The 20363-nt window shown below is 56.4% G+C and carries 14 protein-coding genes; 3 read left to right on the top strand and 11 right to left on the bottom strand.

Annotated features, from left to right (window positions below; genetic code table 11):
- Positions 1 to 56 precede the first annotated feature (56 nt).
- Positions 57 to 3911, top strand: coding sequence for a phosphoribosylformylglycinamidine synthase (gene purL / locus F6A13_RS10145; protein WP_126604279.1), 3855 nt, complete (start codon positions 57 to 59; stop codon positions 3909 to 3911).
- Positions 3912 to 4100: 189 nt separating this feature from the next.
- On the opposite strand, the gene F6A13_RS10140 is transcribed toward purL, so the two are convergent.
- The gene (locus F6A13_RS10140) at positions 4101 to 4493 is read right to left on the bottom strand and encodes a type II toxin-antitoxin system VapC family toxin (RefSeq protein WP_215878407.1); all 393 of its coding nucleotides are present in this window, start codon (positions 4491 to 4493) and stop codon (positions 4101 to 4103) included.
- Entirely contained in the window at positions 4490 to 4726 is a 237-nt protein-coding gene (locus tag F6A13_RS10135; protein WP_054608893.1) for an antitoxin, read from the bottom strand. Before F6A13_RS10135 ends, F6A13_RS10140 begins: the two co-directional genes overlap by 4 nt.
- Before the next feature lie 1700 nt (positions 4727 to 6426).
- Between F6A13_RS10135 and F6A13_RS10130 the strand changes: the two genes are divergently transcribed.
- Both F6A13_RS10130 and F6A13_RS10125 read left to right on the top strand, forming a co-directional pair.
- Positions 6427 to 6744, top strand: coding sequence for a HigA family addiction module antitoxin (locus F6A13_RS10130; protein ID WP_151528197.1), 318 nt, complete (start codon positions 6427 to 6429; stop codon positions 6742 to 6744).
- Between the two features lie 230 nt (positions 6745 to 6974).
- Positions 6975 to 7757: an HNH endonuclease gene (locus tag F6A13_RS10125; RefSeq protein ID WP_151528196.1), complete on the top strand. Its 783-nt coding sequence runs from the start codon at positions 6975 to 6977 to the stop codon at positions 7755 to 7757.
- A 168-nt stretch (positions 7758 to 7925) separates the two neighbouring features.
- Here the strand turns inward: F6A13_RS10125 and F6A13_RS15420 are convergent, their stop codons facing one another.
- The 9 genes from F6A13_RS15420 to galU form a co-directional block, all read right to left on the bottom strand.
- Positions 7926 to 8075: a hypothetical protein gene (locus F6A13_RS15420; RefSeq protein WP_192796459.1), complete on the bottom strand. Its 150-nt coding sequence runs from the start codon at positions 8073 to 8075 to the stop codon at positions 7926 to 7928.
- A gap of 103 nt (positions 8076 to 8178) precedes the next feature.
- On the bottom strand, positions 8179 to 8628 hold the full coding sequence (locus F6A13_RS10120; protein WP_225981797.1) for a hypothetical protein: 450 nt from the start codon (positions 8626 to 8628) through the stop codon (positions 8179 to 8181).
- Positions 8625 to 8948, bottom strand: coding sequence for a hypothetical protein (locus tag F6A13_RS10115; protein ID WP_151528194.1), 324 nt, complete (start codon positions 8946 to 8948; stop codon positions 8625 to 8627). The genes F6A13_RS10120 and F6A13_RS10115 overlap by 4 nt, the downstream gene beginning before the upstream one ends.
- The gene (locus F6A13_RS10110; RefSeq protein WP_151528193.1) at positions 8945 to 10291 is read right to left on the bottom strand and encodes a GGDEF domain-containing protein; all 1347 of its coding nucleotides are present in this window, start codon (positions 10289 to 10291) and stop codon (positions 8945 to 8947) included. Before F6A13_RS10110 ends, F6A13_RS10115 begins: the two co-directional genes overlap by 4 nt.
- A 44-nt stretch (positions 10292 to 10335) precedes the next feature.
- Positions 10336 to 11586, bottom strand: a complete 1251-nt coding sequence (bcsZ, locus tag F6A13_RS10105; protein WP_151528192.1) for a cellulose synthase complex periplasmic endoglucanase BcsZ — start codon at positions 11584 to 11586, stop codon at positions 10336 to 10338.
- Positions 11587 to 11615: 29 nt separating this feature from the next.
- On the bottom strand, positions 11616 to 14462 hold the full coding sequence (locus tag F6A13_RS10100) for a cellulose synthase subunit BcsC-related outer membrane protein (RefSeq protein WP_151528191.1): 2847 nt from the start codon (positions 14460 to 14462) through the stop codon (positions 11616 to 11618).
- On the bottom strand, positions 14459 to 16540 hold the full coding sequence (locus tag F6A13_RS10095; RefSeq protein WP_151528190.1) for a cellulose biosynthesis cyclic di-GMP-binding regulatory protein BcsB: 2082 nt from the start codon (positions 16538 to 16540) through the stop codon (positions 14459 to 14461). The genes F6A13_RS10100 and F6A13_RS10095 overlap by 4 nt, the downstream gene beginning before the upstream one ends.
- Positions 16541 to 16566: 26 nt before the next feature.
- Positions 16567 to 18852: a UDP-forming cellulose synthase catalytic subunit gene (gene bcsA / locus F6A13_RS10090; protein ID WP_151528189.1), complete on the bottom strand. Its 2286-nt coding sequence runs from the start codon at positions 18850 to 18852 to the stop codon at positions 16567 to 16569.
- Positions 18853 to 18890: 38 nt separating this feature from the next.
- The gene (gene galU, locus F6A13_RS10085) at positions 18891 to 19877 is read right to left on the bottom strand and encodes a UTP--glucose-1-phosphate uridylyltransferase GalU (protein ID WP_151528188.1); all 987 of its coding nucleotides are present in this window, start codon (positions 19875 to 19877) and stop codon (positions 18891 to 18893) included.
- Positions 19878 to 20363: the final 486 nt, after the last annotated feature.

Genomic DNA, 20363 nt, shown 5'->3' with positions numbered 1-20363 from the left:
CAGCGGGATAGTCTTCTGGCTCGTCCTGCCGCGTTTCTTGAATGAGGGACCATCCCATGCTGCTGCTTCGCGGCCCTGCGGCGCTGTCCGCCTTTCGTGTGCAACACTTGCTACGCATCCTCGTTGCCGAGGGCTTTCCCGTCCAGAGCGCAGTCGCTCAATACGTCCATCTGATGGATCTCGGCGCGCCCCTGACGTCGGCAGAAATGGGGGTGCTGACGGCTTTGCTGCATTACGGGGAAGCTGCGGAAGGACGTGCAGAGGACGCAGCGGAAGTCTGTGTGGTGCCCCGCCTCGGGACCATCTCGCCATGGTCCAGCAAGGCGACGGATATTGCCGGACGCTGTGGATTGGGTGCGGTGCGGCGTATTGAACGGGGGGTTTCATATCGCTTGCGCAAAGTCGGCGGTGCGACCTTCAGCGTGGCGGAGTTACAGGCGATGAGCGGGCTTTTGCACGATCCCATGACCGAGTCGGTGTTGCCGGACTGGGCGGCGGCAGAGACCATTTTTGCGCACCCGGAACCCGCATCGCTGACCCGCATTCCTCTGCACAAAGAGGGGCGTGCCGCCTTGCTTTCGGCCAATAACCGTATGGGGCTCGCTCTCGCTCCGGCGGAACTGGATTATCTGTTTGATTATTTTTCCGGCTTGGGCCGCGATCCCAGTGATGCCGAACTGATGATGTTTGCGCAGGCCAACTCCGAGCATTGTCGGCACAAGGTGTTCAATGCGGCTTTCCGGCTGGATGGCCAGGATCAGGCCCTCAGCCTCTTCGCCATGGTTCGCGAAACTCACCGCCTGCATCCGCAGGGTACGCTATCCGCCTATAAGGACAATGCCGCGGTCATGGCGGGTAGCGCGCTGAGCCGGCCTTTCGCGGTGGGCGTGTCGGGAGCGTATGCCGTAGCGGAAGAGCGCACCGCCATTCTGATGAAGGTGGAAACCCACAACCATCCGACGGCCATTTCGCCTTTTCCCGGAGCGGCTACGGGCAGTGGCGGCGAGATTCGCGATGAGGGCGCCACCGGGCGGGGCGGCAAGCCCAAGGCCGGTTTGACTGGGTTCTCGGTATCGCATCTGCGGATTCCCGGCTATATCCAGTCATGGGAGTCGAATCCTTACGGAAAGCCGGCGCGTATCCGCTCGGCGCTGGACATCATGCGCGAAGGCCCCCTGGGTGCTGCGGCCTTCAACAATGAATTCGGCCGCCCGGCCATTGCCGGTTATTTCCGGGTCTTCGAATGTGATCAGGACGGGCTGCACCGCGGCTACCACAAACCCATCATGCTGGCCGGCGGTCTGGGGCAGATTCGCCCCTCGCTGGTGGAGAAGAAGCCCCTGCCGGAAGGCGCCAAGGTGCTGGTTATCGGCGGCCCGGCCATGCTCATCGGTCTGGGGGGGGGCGCCGCATCCAGTGTGGCCAGCGGGGCAGGGGATGAGCAACTGGATTTTGCCTCGGTGCAGCGCGGCAATCCGGAAATGCAGCGCCGGGCCCAGGAAGTGATCGAGCGCTGTATTGCCCTGGGAGAGGACTCCCCCATTTTGTCCATCCATGATGTCGGGGCGGGCGGGCTCTCCAACGCCATTCCCGAGTTGCTGCATGATGGTGGTCGTGGAGGCCGTTTGCAACTGCGGGCGGTACCCAATGAAGAACAGGCCATGTCGCCCATGCAGATCTGGAGTAATGAGGCGCAGGAGCGTTATGTGCTGGCCGTGGCGGCAGCAGACTTGCCGCGTTTCACGGAGATCTGCGCCCGCGAGCGCTGCCCCTGTGCGGTCCTGGGAGAAGCCACGGCGGAGGATGCCCTGATTCTGGAGGATTCCCTGCTCCATGACCGGCCGGTGGATATGGCCCTCAGCGCCCTGCTGGGCTGCCCGCCGCGCATGGAGCGGGACAGCCGGCATGTGCGGCCCGATTTGCGGCCACTGGACCTGTCCGGCGCCGACCTGCGCGCTGCCGCCTATGCCGTCCTGCGCCATCCTTCGGTAGCCAGCAAGGAATTCCTGATCACCATCGGTGACCGCAGTGTCGGCGGCCTGATTCACCGCGACCAGATGGTGGGGCCGTGGCAGGTGCCGGTGGCCGATTGCGGCGTTACGGCAGCGGACTTCTGGAATAACCACGGCGAGGCCATGGCCATCGGCGAACGTGCCCCGGTGGCGGTGTTGAATCCTGCAGCCAGCGCCCGGCTGGCCATTGCCGAAGCCCTCACCAATCTTTTTGCCGCCGATGTGGCCGCGCTGGGAGATATCAAGCTCTCGGCCAACTGGATGGCGGCGGCGGATCATCCGGGAGAAGACGCGGCACTCTATGACGCGGTACGCGCGGCGGCACTGGAACTCTGTCCGGCGCTGGACCTTGCCATCCCGGTGGGCAAAGACTCCCTATCCATGCGCACTATCTGGCGAGAGGAGGGCGTGGAAAAGACCGTCGTGTCGCCCCTGTCGGTGATCATCTCGGCCTTCGCGCCAGTGGCGGATTTGCGGAAGAGCTGGACCCCCCAGTGGTCTGCTCAACCCGATACGGATCTCTGGCTGGTGGACTTGGGGTGCGGCCGGCTCGGCGCTTCCATTCTGGCCCAGACTTTGGGGCAGATGGGCGATAGTACGCCCGATCTGGATGCTCCCGAGTGGTTGCGCGGCCTGTTCTCCGCATTGCAGGTGTTGCGCATGCAGGAACTGGTGCTGGCCTACCATGACCGCTCCGACGGTGGTCTGTGGGCGACTCTCTGCGAAATGTCTTTCGCCAGCCGTTGTGGAGCGGACATTCAACTGCCTTCGGGAGCGGATAGCTGGTCCTTCCTCTTTGCCGAGGAACCGGGGGTGGTCATTCAGACCCCAGCCGCCCAGCGCGAGCGAATGATGCAGATTTTTGCCGATGCCGGCCTCGCTGGACGGGCGCAGGTCATTGGTCAGGTAAAGGCCGACCACTGGCGTTTACAAATACAGCAGGATGGCCAATCCGTCCTGAAGGAAGCTGGCGCTGATCTACTGCGTGTCTGGGCGGAGACCAGTAACCGGATGCAGGCCCTGCGCGATGATCCGCTTTGCGCCCAGGAGGCTTTTGCTGTGGTGGCCAGCGAGGACGCACCGTTGTTTTCCCATCTGTCTTTTACCCCGCAGATGCCGATGATTCAAACTGGGGTCAAGCCCCGTGTGGCCATTCTCCGCGAACAGGGTGTCAATGGCCAGATCGAGATGGCGGCGGCTTTCCATCGTGCTGGTTTTACCGCCGTGGACGTGCATATGAGCGACCTTGCGGCCGGTCGTCATCGCTTACCGGATTTCCAGGCAATGGCTGCTGGCGGCGGCTTTTCCTACGGAGATGTGCTGGGCGCCGGTGCGGGCTGGGCCAAATCGATCCTTTTCCACGATCGTCTGCGGGACGATTTCGCCGCCTTCTTTGCCGATACCTCGCGCCTCGCCCTGGGCGTTTGTAATGGCTGTCAGATGTTGGCGGAGCTGCGCGACATTATCCCCGGCGCGGCGCACTGGCCGCGTTTTGCGCGCAATCGCTCGGAGCAGTTCGAAGCGCGGTTGGCCATGGTCGAGGTCGTGGATTCGCCGTCGCTGTTATTTGCGGGTATGGCGGGCACTTATGCGCCCATCGTTATTGCCCACGGCGAAGGGCGGGCGCACTTCGCCGGGGATCAGCCTGGCTCAGGGGGGCCTGTTACCATGCGCTTTGTGAATGCCCAGGGACAGCCCGCAGTGCAGTATCCAGCCAATCCCAACGGCTCCCCGCAAGGCGTTACCGGCCTCTGTAATGAGGACGGCCGAGTGTCTATCCTCATGCCGCACCCGGAGCGGGTCGTGCGTAGCCTGCAGATGAGCTGGCGGCCGCCGGAGTGGGGTGAGGCTACACCCTGGATGCAGATTTTTGTCAACGCGCGGAAGGCGTTGGAGTAATGTTTGGAGCAAGGGATATCTCATGGTTCAGGCGGAATCGGATAGAAGGCGTCAGCCCGACCTCCACCTGCCGCTGGTTTCTTGCGCCTCGTCGATTACGCGGGGACGCCTGGTGTGGCTTTCTGCGGATATGATCCAAACTTGCCTGGCAAAAAGGCCCGTTGAGGATCAGGAAGTGCAACTTCGCCATCATGTCACCCAGTTCTCGACGACCAGTCCTGCACCGGCATAGAGATCGAAATCGGCCCTGTTGTTGGTCACCAGCGTGACCCCCAGCGATAAAGCATGCGCGGCAATCATACGGTCAAAGCTGCTCTTTCTGGCTGGGAAGCGCCGGGAGAGTTTTCCAAAGAGGGCCGCTGCATCCACGTCGAAATCCTTGACGATCAGCCTGCCCAAGAGCGTGGCCATTTCCAATTGGCTGTTATGCACGTCTAGGCCACAGCACAATTCAGCCCAGGTGATCGAACTGATCCCAATTTCACCGGGCTTGCAGGCCGCGAACCGCGGGATGACTGATGCGGGCTGCTCCTTCATGAGGTAGATGCAAATATTGGTGTCCAGCAAGTAGCGCAGTATCACCAAGATCTTTCCGTTTCGACAAACTCTGGGCGCTCGCCGGTGTGCTGCGGACGCAGCGCAGCGAACAGCGCCGGAAGCGATTCGAGCGAATCTTCTTCAGGCTCCACGATGAGCCTGTTTCCTTCTCGAATCACGACCAATTTGGTCTGCTTCGGGAATGCCATGCTCACAGGGATGCGGACGGCAGGTGAATTACCTGCCATGAATTGGCTGGTATGGAAGACTTTACGCATAACTATCTCCAGAGGTGATAACGTCACGTTATCACGACGATGGGGCCGTCGCAATGGCATGCCACGTTTTCTCAAAAACGGCTGGTTGGGAGACGCTTGCCAAGCATGAGCCCGATTCCTTGCTGGTTTTCATGTTCTGGATTCCTAGCCGCCCGTCGGTTGTGTTTTACGAACGCAAACGCGAGGTTGCGGTGTTGTACTGAAGATGGGAGTAGGTCTCCCGGAGTCTGCGTGTGCCAAGGCGAAGAAGTTAGCGCCGATTTCGAGAGAAGAGAGGGCGGAACGGAGGGCAACCGGGGATGTTCCCGCCAGGCCACAGACCCCTGGTCGCACACGCAGAATGACCGGGAACCCTGCGTGTCATGCGGGAAGCACAGATAAAAACGCCCAACTGAGAACAGTTGGGCGCTGAATTTTGGTGGAGCAGAGGAGGATCGAACTCCCGACCTTCGCATTGCGAATGCAAAACAGACGGTTTTCGCGGATATTTGAAATATAAGCATTTTTCATTATTATTTATACTCAATATGTTGAACACCGTAATATCCCGCCATATCCCAAGGGATCACGCCCTATCCTGCCTCTTGGTGCAGCGTAATTGCAGCGCGAATATCGCTATTACGAGCCTCTTCGTGCATGTTATATAAGGAAGTTCTGCGCCGCAGAATCGCATCCTTCGACATGCATAAATCTGATAAACCTGGAGCCTTCGGCAACCTGGCCAACGTGTGTAGTCGCGTGACGAGGGCCGGTAGGCCATCGGGACCTTGTGCAGTGCGCCAATCGGGTGTGAGCAAGCCTCGGAACTCCATCGGTACCCGTGAAATCTACAAGGTAAGCATAATCAGTTAGTTATATTTATGGGCTGTCCAATTACACCCCCGCGTTTATAAGTCAAATCATTATCTGGCCCAGTCCCGATCTATACCCTCACTGTAGGGGATATCCTGGGACATCCCCACCTGCAACCCGTCAGAAAGGAGACGACGATGACGAAACAGAAAAGGTTGGTCGGGATTAGGTTATTTAGGTCCATGATTGGCATCTGGGTGTGTGGTTCCCTGTCTGCCCTACATGGCATCTTCAATGCGGTTACTGGGGATTACACTGTTTTGGCCCCCATGATAGGCATAAACCTGCTGGCTATATTCTTCGCTTTGCACGCCATGCGGACATATTGGTCCGGGGCTGGTGATGACCCCGAGATTAGAGAGGTGGCCGCCTCGGAGATGTCTCGCACTGTTCGAATAGTGACCGAGCATGCCCGCAGGACGCGTGCTGCCGTCTTCATGCGATGGAGGGAAAGATCTCCATCCTGCGAGCTTGGCGCTATTGGAAACCTCTCGAAGGCTCGCGCCAAGGCGGAAGCGGTGACGAGCCATCCTTGCGGAAGACAAACTGGCCCTGCATCGAAGTCCAGACGCCAAGCCAGCGGCACCAAGTCGTCTTCAGATCCAGACGGCGATGGTGGGGACAGCGACCCCACGCGATCGCTCATCCCATCAGCACTGCTCCAGCAGCTAGAAGCATCCCCAAGAATCGGTTGGTCGTACAACGAATTCTCCAACCTTTTCGGCTCATCTCCGAAAACGCTCCGCAATAAAGTCAGTCGCGGCGAATTTCCCCCTCCGATCAAAACAGCCCTCGGCGTGAGATTCACCTCCGAGCATCTGCGCTATGCCCTAGATCGGGGGTGTCCGATGGACGAAATGACCGTTGAGCAGATGGACCGGATACCGACGCATCCTGGCGAGATATTGCGGGAGGAGGTACTGCCTGCACTGGATATCTCTGTAGCAGAGTTTGCCCGTGGCCTGCGGGTCTCGCGCCAGACCGTTCACGGCATCCTGTCTGAGCGCAAGGGCATCACCCCGGAGATGGCCTTGCGTATCGGCAAGTATCTGGGTAACGGGCCGGGGATATGGTTACGCATGCAACAGGCTTACGATTTGACCGTTGCGGAACGTCGGTTGGTCGAAGAACTGGCGGCCATTCACAAGCCCGAGCAAGCCGCCTGACCGACAACCCGAGCGCACAAAAATACGATAGACAGTTATAGCTGCCCGAAAACGAAAAGGCCAACGCGCATGGCCTTGGCCCAACTCCCTCAGCCTTGGGTTGATGAGTGCGTCCATTGTAATAGCTATTTCAGGTGAACAACCAGGATTTCAGGCAGGGCTTCTCGCACCGCTGGGTAATGGAAGAAAGTAAACTTGGATCAGATCATTACCGCTCCGGAGCGTTGGAGATGGACTCGCTGAAAATAACCCTGCTTGAAAAAACCGGCCATGACCACGGCTTTGAGCATGTCCTGTCCGCCAACCCGCAAGCCGTCTGCCTCGCCTCTGCCAGACACCCCACCCGCGTCACGGTTACGGGTACTGCGGATGACGGGTACCAAGTCTATTTCGAGACAACGTCAGCCACACTATCGGGAGAGTTGGCCCGTAGTTTTCCTCAGTGGACGCCGGTCGATAACCATTTTCTGATCCCCGGAAATACGGAACTCGCCACCCTGCTGCTGCGTGCCGCCGGTCTGTCGCGGGCCTTGCCCAATCAGGTTGCCCGCAGCTACGAAAATGCCGTGAGCGAGGAACTAGCCGCGTTGCCGCCAGAGACGCTGCACACGGAGGTCGAACGCATGGTCCGCCAGCGCATCGGCCAACAAAAATTCCGCGAAGCGATGCTGTCCTACTGGGGCGGCACCTGCGCGGTCACCGGCTTGGCCCTGCCCGACGTGCTCCGCGCCAGCCATGCCAAACCCTGGGCAGAATGCGAGTCAGATGCGGAACGGCTGGATGTCTTCAACGGTTTTTTGCTAACCACCAACCTCGATGCCCTTTTCGACCGCTTCCTGATCAGCTTCAATGCGCAGGGCCGCCTGCTACTATCCCCAGTACTGGCAACTGCCGATCTGCACTTGCTGGGCATTTCACCGGAACTCCGACTACGCTGGCTCGCCCCCGAGCATCAATCCTATTTGCAATTTCACCGTGCGCGCATGCAGGAGCACTCCCAACCAATCCAATAGGAATTGGACCGCTAATTAGGTGCTAACCGGCGCTGGATAGGCTGGTCGTGGTGGAGAGATGGGGTGATGGTGCGAGGATAAATCCTGGGCTGTGTTTTCTGGTGCGGTTCCGTCGTGGGCGGAAGGCAGGGCCAGTATTAGGCCAGGGCAGCAACCAGAAACAAGAAGTCAGTCCAGCCCACCCAGTCCAGCAATAGCCTCAATGTAGAACATCATCAGGAATAATCTGGCGTTTTTGATCTGCACGGACAGCCGTGCGTATTCTGGCGCATCCGGCCACTGATTCCACGGTGATCCGGCCACCGATTCCATGAACATCCGGCCACCGTGCTTATTACCAGCCGGTAATTTCTTAATACAGATTTCCACGAAGTGGTTACAATAATAGCAGTTGGCGATCGTTGCCTGCGTTCCCACCTATTTACTGAAGAAACTTTGCTACAGGCGAATACACGCGATCTTCAGCTGCCATCATGTCATGATCAGATGACCTCCTCCCAATCTCCCAACGTAACCCCATGAGGCTATCAAGCAACTGACTTACTGAACACTGTTTATGAATGTTCTGTCCCTGGGTACGGGCCTCCTCCAGCATCAATAGCAGTAAATACTCCATATCCAGTAGGTCTCTAGTCAAGTCATGGGCATTGGAGATCTCAACATCCGCCGGATAAGCGCTAATTATATCGTTAAGTCCAGCAGCCAGTTCGCGCAGTGCGTTGATCAGAATCAGTGAACTATCCTCATGCATACGCGCAACCAGACCCACATGGAAAACACCGCGAGTAACTGTTGTCGGCAATGTAATTGAACGCATTTTTATCTCCTTAATGAACAGGATGGGTGTCCACATTTTTTGATCGTGCATCATAGAGCATTGCCAATAAGCTCCGTTGTATTGGTATCTTTCAACTGAATCTCTTTTTTTGATGGTGGTAAATGTTCTAGAAGGCTTGTCAGTCGAATAATTAGCCTGGTGAGTGTGGCCTCCGCAGCGCCATGGTGTCCATTGCCTAGATCATAGCGAGCGTTTTCCAGGGAAAAACAGACTTTGATCAACTCGGCTGGCAAAGCATTTAGTGCGGACTCAGGTTGAGATGCATCACTGCAGGATGTTCTTTGTGCGCCGAGTCGTTGCGCTACCGATTGCCCGTTATTCTGGCGACTCGTATGCATTGCTTGAGTTTTCATGAAACTGACCTCCCATATAGTTCACTGTATAACGTAAAAAACCGCCTCCTGGTCGTTTTGGTGGCTTTCGCGGCGTAAAGTGCATGATCTGCATGATGTACTAAGGTGTCATCCGGGCTGTTATCGAAAGGATATATGGTTAAGCCCAGGCTGACATCTATTTGCATTTTATGATCATGATAAATGTAGGATTCATTCATCACATTCTTGATGCGATCCAATATGATATCCAGGCCATCACAATCATTGATGTTTTCCAATAGTATGATAAATTCATCACCACCAAGCCGAATCAAGGCATCGGATGACCGCAGTACTTTTTTCAGTCGCTTCGCCATCTCCCGCAATATCCAGTCTCCGGCTTTATGGCCGAGTGTATCATTCACTTTCTTGAAATCATCCAGATCAAGTACACCCAGCGCAAATAATGTATTCTGGCGAATGCTTCGGGCTTTAGCTTCCGCCAGTCGTGGTTTTAGGTACGCCCGATTAGGTAATCCTGTCAGCGGATCACGGTGAGCCTGTTCTTTGGCGGACGCCACCAATTCCAGCATTTTCGGCACCATGAGTAGATGCTTTAGCCCAAGGCGGTTAAGATATCCAGACTGATTGCTTCCAAGTATCCATAGCGCTCTCTGGTGGTCCAGGCGAACGGGAAGTATGGCCGCCTCCTGGACAAGATCACGCAGCATACGTAAGCCGGCGGGAGTTTCTGGCAGCGACAAATCGTATATATCTGCTTTTTCAGGTAATTTCTCTCCAATCACTGGGGTAATCGGTCGTCTATTGTGGGCATCGCTGCGCAAGGTGAGCATGCGATGTGCTACCTGCGACGGTTTTTGTGTATCAGTTAAACTGACAAGGCTGGACCATTTCAAAGGAGCCATTGCACCCAACAGCCTTCTGCAAAAATCATTAAACAATCGCTCGTTATTTACGTCGAGGTGCACCGCAGTTCGAAAAACATCACCTAGCAGATCATAGAATTGGTGATAATCCTCACCAGTTACAGGGCGCTCATCGGTGGAAGGGGACCGTAAAATGGTCCACCTATGTGTGAGATGACCAAGGTCAATCAACTTGGGTGCATTTCCAATGTGGCGATTTGTCGTCGGTCCTACCCTTGATGCACCTGTTCCCATTTGACATTTTCCATCGTCCTGATTTGTACCATGGGATCGGGACCCATAGCCACTTTCATCTTTCTGAAATTGATAGCAACCAGGAACTGCCGTCCAGGATGGCTGGATAATAGGTATTTGTACGCCTACCAAAGATAGCGTATTTATGTGGGCGCTTGGTTTTTTTTGTTGCCTGTGTGTCGGGTGCCTGTTAATAGTCATGGTGCCTCCATTGAGCTTATGTCATGCAACGTGGCGTATTTTCACTATTTCAGATTTAACCAAGAAGGCTTCAGTTCGCCGTTATGGTTAAAGTGTATGGTGTGGTAGGCCCATCCCAGGGCGAAGAGGGCGAGGTTTTGATCATAGTAGTGGGGTGTTTTGCCGTAGAGACCATCGGCACGGTCATAGTCTGCATTGAGTCTGAGCCACTGGTTGTGCGCTTCCGTGTTCCTGTTTTTTTGCATCAGGTAGGGGATCAGGGCTGCAGAGAAGCCCGCAGGACCCGTCCCGGTGGTGGTGCCCGTTTGCCAGTTTTCACTCACGGGTGGCAGCAGATGCGATTGCAGGTAGTTCGCCATGCCCGAAACACTGTCCAGGATACGTTGGGCGCCCGGGGTGTCGGGGTTGCTCATGCCGGCCCAGAGGTATACGCGGATGGCGTTGTAGCTGCCATTGGGTCCCTGGGGGGCTATGTGGTACCCCTGTTGCGGGGAATAGGCCACCCAGTCTGGCGCGAAGCCATGAGGGCTGACCGCTTTGATAAAGTCGGGCAGATGCGCGGCCATGCTGCGCCAGGGGCCGTGCGGCAAGGCGTGGGCCAAGCCCTCCACGACGGGCAGCGGCAGATAACTGGGGTTGAAGACGTAGGTATTCGGGGCGATGTGGAATCCCATATTTCCGGGTATAAGCATCGGTCCGGTGCCCGGTAGGGTGACGACCTCTTGCTGGGCGATGCGTTTGGCCAGCAGCGTGCCTATCGCGGTGTAGCTATTGCGGTTCCACAGGCGCCCGGCCTGAATCAAGGTGTAGGCGATCCACAAGTCCGCGTCCGCTGCCGAGTGGGTATCGAGCACGCCCCAGGTTTTGTTGGGGCGCTCGCCCCAGCGCCAGGCGGGCAAGTGCGCGGCAAGGCTTCCTTGCGCGAGGTTGTCCTGGGTCCAGCTCAGAATGTTCTGGAACAGTTTGGGATTGTTCGCTACCAGTGCAAAAAACAAGGCGTAGGACTGCCCCTCTGACGTGGTGATTCCGCCGTCTTCCCAGTCGATGACCCGTCCCTGCGGATCAATAAACTTAGCCTGATAGCTGATCCAAAATTGGTACCAAGGTGCGGGATTGGGCGCTGAATCGCCAGTGGTGGGCAGCATCGCGCAGCCTTCCACCGCGAACAGCATGGCCAGCGACCCCAGTCCCAGCCACCGGGCCCGCGACTGCAACCAACGACGCAGATTCCTGCTGCGCGTTGAGGATGAGGACGCACTCCCGGAAGGCTCCGATTGAAGGTTCCACTCACGCATGGCGGTTCTCCCTATGGATGTCGTGGCTTTTATTCATAGCGCCCCATCCCGGCCACATACTGAGCGGGTATAAACGTGCGGGCATGGTTTTCGCCAAAGACATAACGGATATCGAGGCCCGCCTGGGCCTGCTGAAAAGCGGGGTTGGCCTGATAGGCAGCGCCGGCATCGAGATACCAGTGGGTCGAGAGCCGCTGCGTTAGCACGACATTGACCGATCCGGCTATATTGTGCCCGCTGGAACTCGCGTATGGGGATAAAACCAGCCCCTGCGTTCCCAACGAAGCGGCCACTTGACTTCGCAAGGGGCTGAAACCGAGGTATGGTCCACCCGCCTGATGCAGCCACTGATAGCCGACAGCCGCGCTTATATTGACTCCACCGCCATGCCACCAATGGCTGGCACTCGCGCTGAGGGAGGGTTGTACCATCATTTGCGGGCTGAAGTAGCCGCCATATCCCGGTGAGGTGAAATCCGCGTTTCGCGCGTAAGTTTCGGCATAAACAGAAGGTCCTACCGTGACCCACCAACCAGCTCCGGTAAATACCGGTTTCATCGCGGCCAGATAAGTACTGGCCCCAAAATTGGTCTGAATGTTTTGCCCGGTGACGGCATTGAGGTGCAAGGTACCAATTAAAGACCAGCCATGTTTCCCGCCACTCAGATATCCGCTGGCTCCAACCTGGTTGCGAATGGCAGCTCCCCACGTATAGGGAAGGTCCAAGGTGCGGCCAGCGGTGGTGGTGGTTTGAATATTTTCCTGCACCCCGTTGTAGGACAAGAGGGTTTGCCGCACGCTGTCACGGAGCAGGTGAACGCTCCAGTTACTTCCGGTGCTGGAGGGTATAAAGGTATACCGCAGCAAGCCTTGTACGGTTCCACCCCCAATGCCCGAAGGTGATGTCCAACCCAGAGCTGCACGCCAGTGTTGATGGGGCTCACGGTTATCCACTCCAAGCAGGAATTGGGGTGTTTGCCAGACATGCCCGGTCGCATTTCCCGAAGTCGTTGAGGCAACATTCAAGGTCGGCAATTGTCCGCTGGTCGGCTGGCCACCATACAGGTTAGGCGATGACAACTGGGCAAAAGCCGCCAGATGCCAATTGATCCCCCACTGGGCCTGCAGGGAAGGCAGGTATTCGGTCATTTTGGTCATGCCGCTGTTGCTTCCACCTCGCTCTTCCCAGGCGCCGCCCAAGGCCAGGTAGCTTGAGCGGGCAAGGGGCGGCACGATCTGATCGGGCGGCATAAAACGCCAGGGAATCGTGTTGATATCGGCCCGATGATCGCGCATGGTCGTCATTGGCAAATGCGATGCCAGGGGACCCTTGGTCGTGGCCGCCAGCTGGTAGGTGTGGGCCAGATTGTGGGTTTGCTGATCCGCGATCAACACCCCTACGGCATTGCCCGAAGAAGGATCCTGCCGGTAGAGTGCCGTGAACAAGGCACTGGCGGCCGCGTAGTCTTTGGTATGCACCAAAGACCAGGCTTTGATGGTGTCCATGCCCGGAGACAAAGGACCAAACTGTTGCGCGGCATGCAGGTGTTGCAGGGTACCCTTATAATCACGGTTTTTGTAATCGCGCAGTGCGGCCATGATGTCATTATGACGGCGAAAATGCTCCGATGCCGGGGTGCCTGCCGGCAGATGGGCCATCGCCTCGCGCGCGACGGGCACATCATTGTCGGCCATGGCGATGTTGCCCACCGTCTGCCAGTCGGCGGCTTTGCCCGACCATCGCGCCGCCCGTATCCACCATTGCAAGGCTTCATGCGATTGATGGTTGGCACCCAATATAGCGCCCATTAGCCGCGCATCAGACGCCTTGTGTAACTGGTTGATGGCCACGGACTCGGGGACTACCAAGGCGGCTGCTTCGGCGTTCTGATGCGCACTGTGCGCTCGTGAAGCCATCATCAGCACGTACTGTAGGTGCTGTTTCTCCAAGGTCTGCTGATGGCCCCGGAACTGTGCCTGTGCCCGGGTATAGAGCACCTGCATCTCCTGAGGCGGCAACCGATTGGCGGCCTGATTCAGGATACCCTGGGCCTGTGCGGCGTGCTGACAGTGCTGCAGCAGGGAAATATAGATCAGAGTGGCGTGGCGGGGATGGCCGGTCGCGGCCAGGGCCTCTGCCCATGCCTGCCGGTTGCCTGAATAAGCGAGTGTGAACACGCTGGGGGTCTGATCGTGCAGGGCGACAATCTGAGTCCAGGCTTTTTGGCGCTCCAGTCGACCTACCGCGCGAGCGGCCAGCCCTTGATGCATCATCTCCAGCATTTTCTGGGGCGGCTGATAACCGGGATCTTCGCTCTGGATTTGCTGTATGGCGAACTGCAAGGCCTGCAGATGACCTTCACCCAAGAGGTGCCAGAGCCGGTTCTCTTCCAGCACATTGCGCATGGAGACGAGCGAGACCCGCGTCTTATCGGCGAGGGCACCCTGTCCGTAACGGGTTTGCAATTGCTCCATATTCATTCGCGCCAGCCCGACCTGACCCACCCGGATTTCCGCCCAGATCGTTTTTACCAGGAGCACAAAACCCATGGTCGGTTGCGGTTGCCAGCCGGGAAATTGCGTCGTGGTCCGCTGTATCAGCGCCTGCGCCGTACGCAGGTGGTTACTGTTGATGGCCGCCCAGATCTTTTGTTCAGCCGTACCGATGGCGGCAAGTGAACGGTTCTTTTGGGTGTAGATGTTGCTGATCACATCGTTGGGCCGGCTTTGCCGAGACTGCAGCACATTGCTGGCGGCGCGGGTCTGATCCGCCACCGGTGCGGCATAGGCGCCGGCGGCATAGAGAGGGACACCACCGGCAACGATGAGGGTGACCCACGCGCGGATACTGGACATTTTGCGGTTATTCTTTTTCATAGGGCCTCCTCAGCGCGCCATTGTGCTTTTTTACGAAGGGTGTATATCCACACGGTCAGCGATGCAAACAAGACCGCTGACGAGCCCGCCAGCACCCAAAGCCAGGGCCTGGCCGAGAACAGAAAGATCCAGAACCAGCTACTGTGCCGGTTGCCATACATGAAATGCGGACCCACCATGGTGGACTGATAAATTCCCTGACGGTTCTGCCAGGCGAAATCCCCCTGCAACCGATTCCAGTTGGGCGCTGCCGCCAGATACCAGGCTGCCGCTTGCAGATTTTGGGTGTTGGTTGTGAGAAAGGTGACCGCCACGTGATCCTTATAGGGCGTGTGGGCTTCCACCAGATAGGCAGTGGCCGGGGACTGCGTCGCCCCCATCCACGGATGGACTGTACCCTGACGGGCTGTCAGCTGCCACTGAATGGCATTTTGCCGCAGACGCACGGGGCTGGCAGAAAGCCAGGATGCCGGGATGGAGGCCAGTGTCCCAACGGCCAGAACGTTGCCCTTGGTGGGCATCGAAAAGGTCGCCTGCGCGCCGGGCAGAGGAGAGTGCGCGGACTGGGCCAGCCGTGCGAACAAGGTCAAGCCCGCGGACCAGTTCGCCAGAGTGCTTTCGCTATACCATACGGAAAGATGGCGTCCTACCCCATGGACCACCAGGGGAAAGCCGGTGCGCTGGAAGAGGGCCAGATCGGGCAACACCGTATAACGGTGCGTGGTGGGCAACTGCAGGGTGGAATCAGGAAAAATGGATACCTTGCCTCCCGCAATCTGAAAGGTGACATGGTTTTCGCCGCCGACCAATGCCGAAAAGGGGATGGTGGTTTGGTAATCGGCCACCCCCGGGGTAAGTTTCCACTCGGATATCCAGTGGTGATTGGCCATGACGGTGATGATGGGCTGGGTGACAGGTTGCGTCAGCGGCTTCGTGGCCATGGTCAATTTCATTTTCAAATTGCTCTGCCGCGCGGCAAAGAGCCCTCCGGGCATCCAGAAACCGATATCCGCGGTACCGTGGGGCGTGTTCAATACGGAGCTGGCCCCCTGAAGCGCACGCAGACTCACCACCTGTCCCGGATACACGGCATTCCGGGGACCAAAATTCATGGCCGTCACCGGTGCACTACCGATGACGCTCCAGCGATGATCGAGCGGCAGCATGTTGCGATTCATGGCAAAGGCGCGGGCGGCCTCGAGCACCTGGGCATCGTCGGTGCCGGTGAAAATCACAATGACGCCCAGCGGATTGCCAGGATTGCGCGCCAGGAGCACCGTCGGACCCGTAATGGGCGTGTGCGGCTGCACCAAGGCGGGTAAATCAGAGGCTGGGGCAAGGCAGGCAGAGACGCCAGAATCGCCGGATACCGTAGGCAAGATCACGGACGGACCCATGTGCGCCTCAACATGAAGCACGGCGGCTGAGCGCAGCGCCAGGCCCGCCACCGCCTCTTGCGCGGCCGTGAGCAGCGTGGGGTTGGGGGTCCCATACAACTGGATCGGTAAGGGTAAAACACCTTTTGCCGCAGACTCGCTCAGAATCATCGGCAAATGCGCAAAGTCCAAATGCTGCCACGGTAAGCGCTGAGGTGTATAGGTCAGTTGTGAGGCGCTGTAGTCAATCTGGGTCCAGGCCCCCGGGGGAGTGGTTTTGGAGTGCGCTGCAGCGGGTCCGGGGATGGCCTGTATCTGCAGGAGGTAACGGCCTGCAGAAAAGGTCTGATGGCCGAGCAGGACCGTGAAACTCCCCCGCGGAAGCTGGGCGTTCAGGGAGACCGCACCGACAATCTTATGATTCATGGAGACCACCAGCTGGGACCCCGCCGTGGTATCCGGGCTGGTCAGATAACGGACCTGGAGAGCGGCGTTTTGTGCGGTGTAATGGGGCCGCACCTTCCAGATGATCTGAGTGGTTTCATGCCCGGAACGGAGTACGACCACATTTTTACCCGGCGTCAGCGCCGATAGGGGCAGGCTTACTGGATCAGCGGTGGTTTGCGCGATCGCGGGCACGGTACCTGAAAGTAGGCAGGCAAGGCCTGCAGACCACACCGCGATGATGTATTTGCGTTTCATGGAGATTCTCGTCCCTAATCGTTTTATCAGCGGTCAGAACGGCCGGAAAAAGCCAGCGTCCACCACGAGCGTGGCCCTACTATGAACAGTTGACGGGCTCCGTGCAGCACCCCATGTACCCCCTGGTTCAGTACAAACTGCAGGTTATTTCCGAGGCCGGCAGCTGATTTTCTGGCGATATAAAGATAGGCTGCGAAAAAAGAGATGCGCTTGCGACGCCGTTCAAGACGCGCTTCAAGATGCTGGCTGTCGCCGTAAATCAGGTCGACTATCTCCGCCTTCTGTTGCATATCCTGGTACTGGAATTGCACGCCTACATGCCCGGCAACATCGTTCTTTACTGTTGCAGGCACGTAAATGACCCGCCCTTTCTTGCGCGAACTCTCCAGCCAGAGCACGAGTTTTTCTTGTGGCCGGAAATTTTCAGGGGCACCTGTCGGGCTGGTAATCTGCAAAGAGGCCCCTCCGGTGGACAGATCGGTGATGCGTACCACCACGCGCCGATCATTCGCCGCGTGCAGGACTGCGGGAATAGGATTTCGAGGCGTAATACGAAACACCTCCCGACGCTGTTTGCGCTCCAGGGTGACGCCCACTGCTGCCGCCACGATCATGAAGTTGATCCCCTCCCACATCATGGTGAAGATGAGTTGCGGGCGCTCGCCGGGATGGTCAAGCCAACGCCAGCCACCGGCAATCAATGATACGAAAACAATTAGCAACAGGAGATACTGCACCCACGCGGTAGGGGCTATTAAATCCTGATCCAGTTGCTCACCTTTGGGAGTCACCCGGAACGTAAGTTTTCCAGGCCGTAGAATGGTTGCAGCAAGTGCCGGTGCTGCCAGCGGTGTTTGCACCATTTCGTATACGTCGGAGATCAGTGGCCAGCGGATTTTCCCAAAGATGAAATCGGAGAAAATCATGGTGGACAGAAAATAAGGTACACCGTATATCGCGTACTGTTCCGTGGTCGCGTTATAGACCATGATCCCGAACAAGAGAAACATGGAGGGTGCCAAAATGGTAATTATCCGTGAGAATGGGAAAAACCAGTAGGAAAAGCTCGCCAGATAGGAGATACGTTGTGTCAGTTTGAGGCCCGGGAGCGTAAGGGGGTTTTTGAAATGCAGCAATTGCAACGCACCCTGAGCCCAGCGTACCCGCTGTGCGATGAAACTCATAACGGTTTCCGGTTGCAGACCAATGCTGAGTGACTCATTCAGAAAAACACTGTGATATCCCTTGGCATGCAGAATCATCGCGGTTTCGGCATCCTCCGTAATGGTATCGCCCTGAATACCACCGACTTCTAGCAGCATGCTGCGGCGCATGACTGCGGCAGATCCGCAAAAGAAAGACGCATTCCAGCCATCCAGGCCGGTTTGAATGACGTTGTGAAAAAGTTCGGTTTCCGGTGGCGAGTCCTTATACGTACCCAGATTTTTCTCAATGGGATCCGGATTGATAAAGCTATGCGGTGTCTGCACGAGAAAACATTTATCATCCTGCAGAAAGAAACCGACCGTTTTCCTCAGAAAATCTTTAGTAGGAACATGGTCAGCATCGAGGATTACCATCAACGCGCCGCTAAGAGTATCCAGGGCGGCATTAATATTGCCCGCTTTGGCATGATCATTGTGCACCCGCGTATGATAAACAACACCTAATTTCTGGCAGAGTTGCTGAAGAGTGCGACGCCGCGCACGCGACTGTTCCGCAATTTTCGGGTTATTACATCGATCATCCGTACCTCCATCATCCAAGAGATGGACCTGAAACTTGTCTGGCGGATAGTTAATATTTAATGTGCCCAGTAGAGTAACCTCCAGCAAACCTGCAGGCTCGTTGTAGCTCGGGATGACAATATCCACTGACGGGAGCAGCGACTTGTCCGAAGGCAACGATACTGAGGTGCGGCGACGCGGGTTCACATTTACGAAATAACCCAACAGCGCAAATCCCGCTGAGTATACTTCGGCGGCAAAGAGGGTGAGTCCGGTGATAAGGCTGATGATTCCATAACCACCAATGGTAAATTCAATACGCCACACCAAATAACGCGCGGTGAGAAAGATGGCGAGAAAGATACTGACAATGCGCAGCGGTCCGACCCAAGGTTCCTGAAAACGAAGTTTACGTCCCAGGAGCAGAATGATGATCATCGCCAAGAGCATGACACCGCCAATATAGCCTTCTGCTATGGTCGAAACGGGGCTGGCTGCCAATAACCACACACCGCACAGTCCTGCCAGAATAAAGAGCATGATCACAGTGGTCATCAGGGATCTAATCGTTTTTTTGATCGACATAAGTCTCCCCTTTAACGTTATTTTTTCCGGTAACATATTCATGCAGCGCGCGTTTCTTCGCTGCGGGCTGAAAAGGGACTAAGCGGTTGTTTATCGCTGATATAAGAGCATATTCCATTGGTTGCAAGGTGATGCAAATACTCGGAGAATGACTTGCCAACACCCGCATGACGCAAACCAACTTCAATGGTCGCCTGCAAATATCCCAGCTTGTCGCCACAATCAAAGCGTCTGCCGTCGAACTCATAGCCGATGACCTGTTGCTCGTGCAGCAGGTTTGCAATGCCATCCGTAAGTTGGATCTCGCCACCACTCCCAGTCGGCAGTGCGTCCAGATACGCAAAGGTTTTTGCGGGAAGAATATATCGTCCGACTACTCCAAGGTTGGATGGCGCATCGAAAGGAATGGGTTTCTCAACAATACCTGATACCTGATGAATCTGGTTTTCCCAAGACTTGCATTGGACAATCCCGTACTTGTTCGTTTCTTCATCAGGGACTCTTTGAATAGCCAGGATTGCGGTATGATATCGATCATACTGCTCTATCATCTGCGCAAGAACGGGTTTCCTGGCCAGAATTAAATCATCGGCCAACAAGACGGCAAAAGGACTGTCTCCGACAACATCACGGGCCATTAGTACCGCATGACCGAGCCCCAATGGGTAGGGTTGCCGTAAAAATACCGTGCTAATACCCTGTGGGACAATATTTCTCACTTCGTTCAGAAGTTGCCCCTTCCCTCGGCGCTCCAGTTCATGCTCCAGTTCAAACGCGACGTCGAAATGATCGGCAATCGCGCGTTTGCCGCGACCACTTATAAAGACCAAACGATCGCAACCAGCTTCTAATGCTTCCTCTACGGCATATTGAATAAGCGGTTTGTCGACAACAGGCATCATCTCTTTGGCAGTAGCTTTGGTGGCTGGCAAGAAACGTGTTCCCATTCCTGCAACCGGGAAGACCGCGGTCCTCACTGCGGATGTAGCCTTCTTGGATGCAGCAGTTGTAGCATTATTTTCCATGGCGCGCCTCTCTTGATCTGATCCTATCGTGTACCTGCGGATCCTCGTGTTAATCACAGGATATGAGAACCATCTGCTTTCAGAGTTAAGCATTCTGAGGAGGATGATCTGCCTTCTCCAGCAACATCCGTGCCATATTAAGTTTTATCTATGGTTTGCAGAAATTGGGGTGGTGGCGTGCATCTGAATGCCATCCCTAGGAAGCCATTGCTGTAGACGACTGGCTACAAAAGTCTATTACTCATTTATGATGGTGAATATTTCTTATTTGGAAACAAGTATATATGTTTGTAACTAATTTGCAACTCCCTGATGTATAGCTCCTTTATGAAGCTCGAAACGATCACTGACGTGTATCGGTGTTTTCTTTAACGATTGCACCAAAAGTGGGCGAGTGTGGTGCGTGCGTTCACGACCTAAATTATGACTGTTACGAGCCATATACCAATTGGCAGACGTGTTATTCATCCCGATTGTATAGTCTGC

The sequence above is a fragment of the Acidithiobacillus sp. 'AMD consortium' genome (assembly GCF_008926505.1).
GTDB classification, from domain to species: Bacteria; Pseudomonadota; Gammaproteobacteria; order Acidithiobacillales; family Acidithiobacillaceae; genus Acidithiobacillus; species Acidithiobacillus ferridurans.
The sequence above is the reverse complement of the archived record's forward strand: the minus strand, read 5'-3'. Positions and strand labels throughout refer to the sequence as shown.

What these genes read in the sequence shown, in the direction of transcription:
- purL (WP_126604279.1), top strand. Translation starts at nt 57, where the DNA reads ATGCTGCTGCTTCGCGGCCCTGCGGCGCTGTCCGCCTTTCGTGTGCAA.
- F6A13_RS10135 (WP_054608893.1), bottom strand. Translation starts at nt 4,726, where the DNA reads ATGCGTAAAGTCTTCCATACCAGCCAATTCATGGCAGGTAATTCACCT.
- F6A13_RS10130 (WP_151528197.1), top strand. Translation starts at nt 6,427, where the DNA reads ATGGACGAAATGACCGTTGAGCAGATGGACCGGATACCGACGCATCCT.
- F6A13_RS10125 (WP_151528196.1), top strand. Translation starts at nt 6,975, where the DNA reads ATGGACTCGCTGAAAATAACCCTGCTTGAAAAAACCGGCCATGACCAC.
- F6A13_RS15420 (WP_192796459.1), bottom strand. Translation starts at nt 8,075, where the DNA reads ATGTTCATGGAATCGGTGGCCGGATCACCGTGGAATCAGTGGCCGGAT.
- F6A13_RS10120 (WP_225981797.1), bottom strand. Translation starts at nt 8,628, where the DNA reads ATGATGCACGATCAAAAAATGTGGACACCCATCCTGTTCATTAAGGAG.
- F6A13_RS10115 (WP_151528194.1), bottom strand. Translation starts at nt 8,948, where the DNA reads ATGAAAACTCAAGCAATGCATACGAGTCGCCAGAATAACGGGCAATCG.
- F6A13_RS10110 (WP_151528193.1), bottom strand. Translation starts at nt 10,291, where the DNA reads ATGACTATTAACAGGCACCCGACACACAGGCAACAAAAAAAACCAAGC.
- bcsZ (WP_151528192.1), bottom strand. Translation starts at nt 11,586, where the DNA reads ATGCGTGAGTGGAACCTTCAATCGGAGCCTTCCGGGAGTGCGTCCTCA.
- F6A13_RS10100 (WP_151528191.1), bottom strand. Translation starts at nt 14,462, where the DNA reads ATGAAAAAGAATAACCGCAAAATGTCCAGTATCCGCGCGTGGGTCACC.
- F6A13_RS10095 (WP_151528190.1), bottom strand. Translation starts at nt 16,540, where the DNA reads ATGAAACGCAAATACATCATCGCGGTGTGGTCTGCAGGCCTTGCCTGC.
- bcsA (WP_151528189.1), bottom strand. Translation starts at nt 18,852, where the DNA reads ATGTCGATCAAAAAAACGATTAGATCCCTGATGACCACTGTGATCATG.
- galU (WP_151528188.1), bottom strand. Translation starts at nt 19,877, where the DNA reads ATGGAAAATAATGCTACAACTGCTGCATCCAAGAAGGCTACATCCGCA.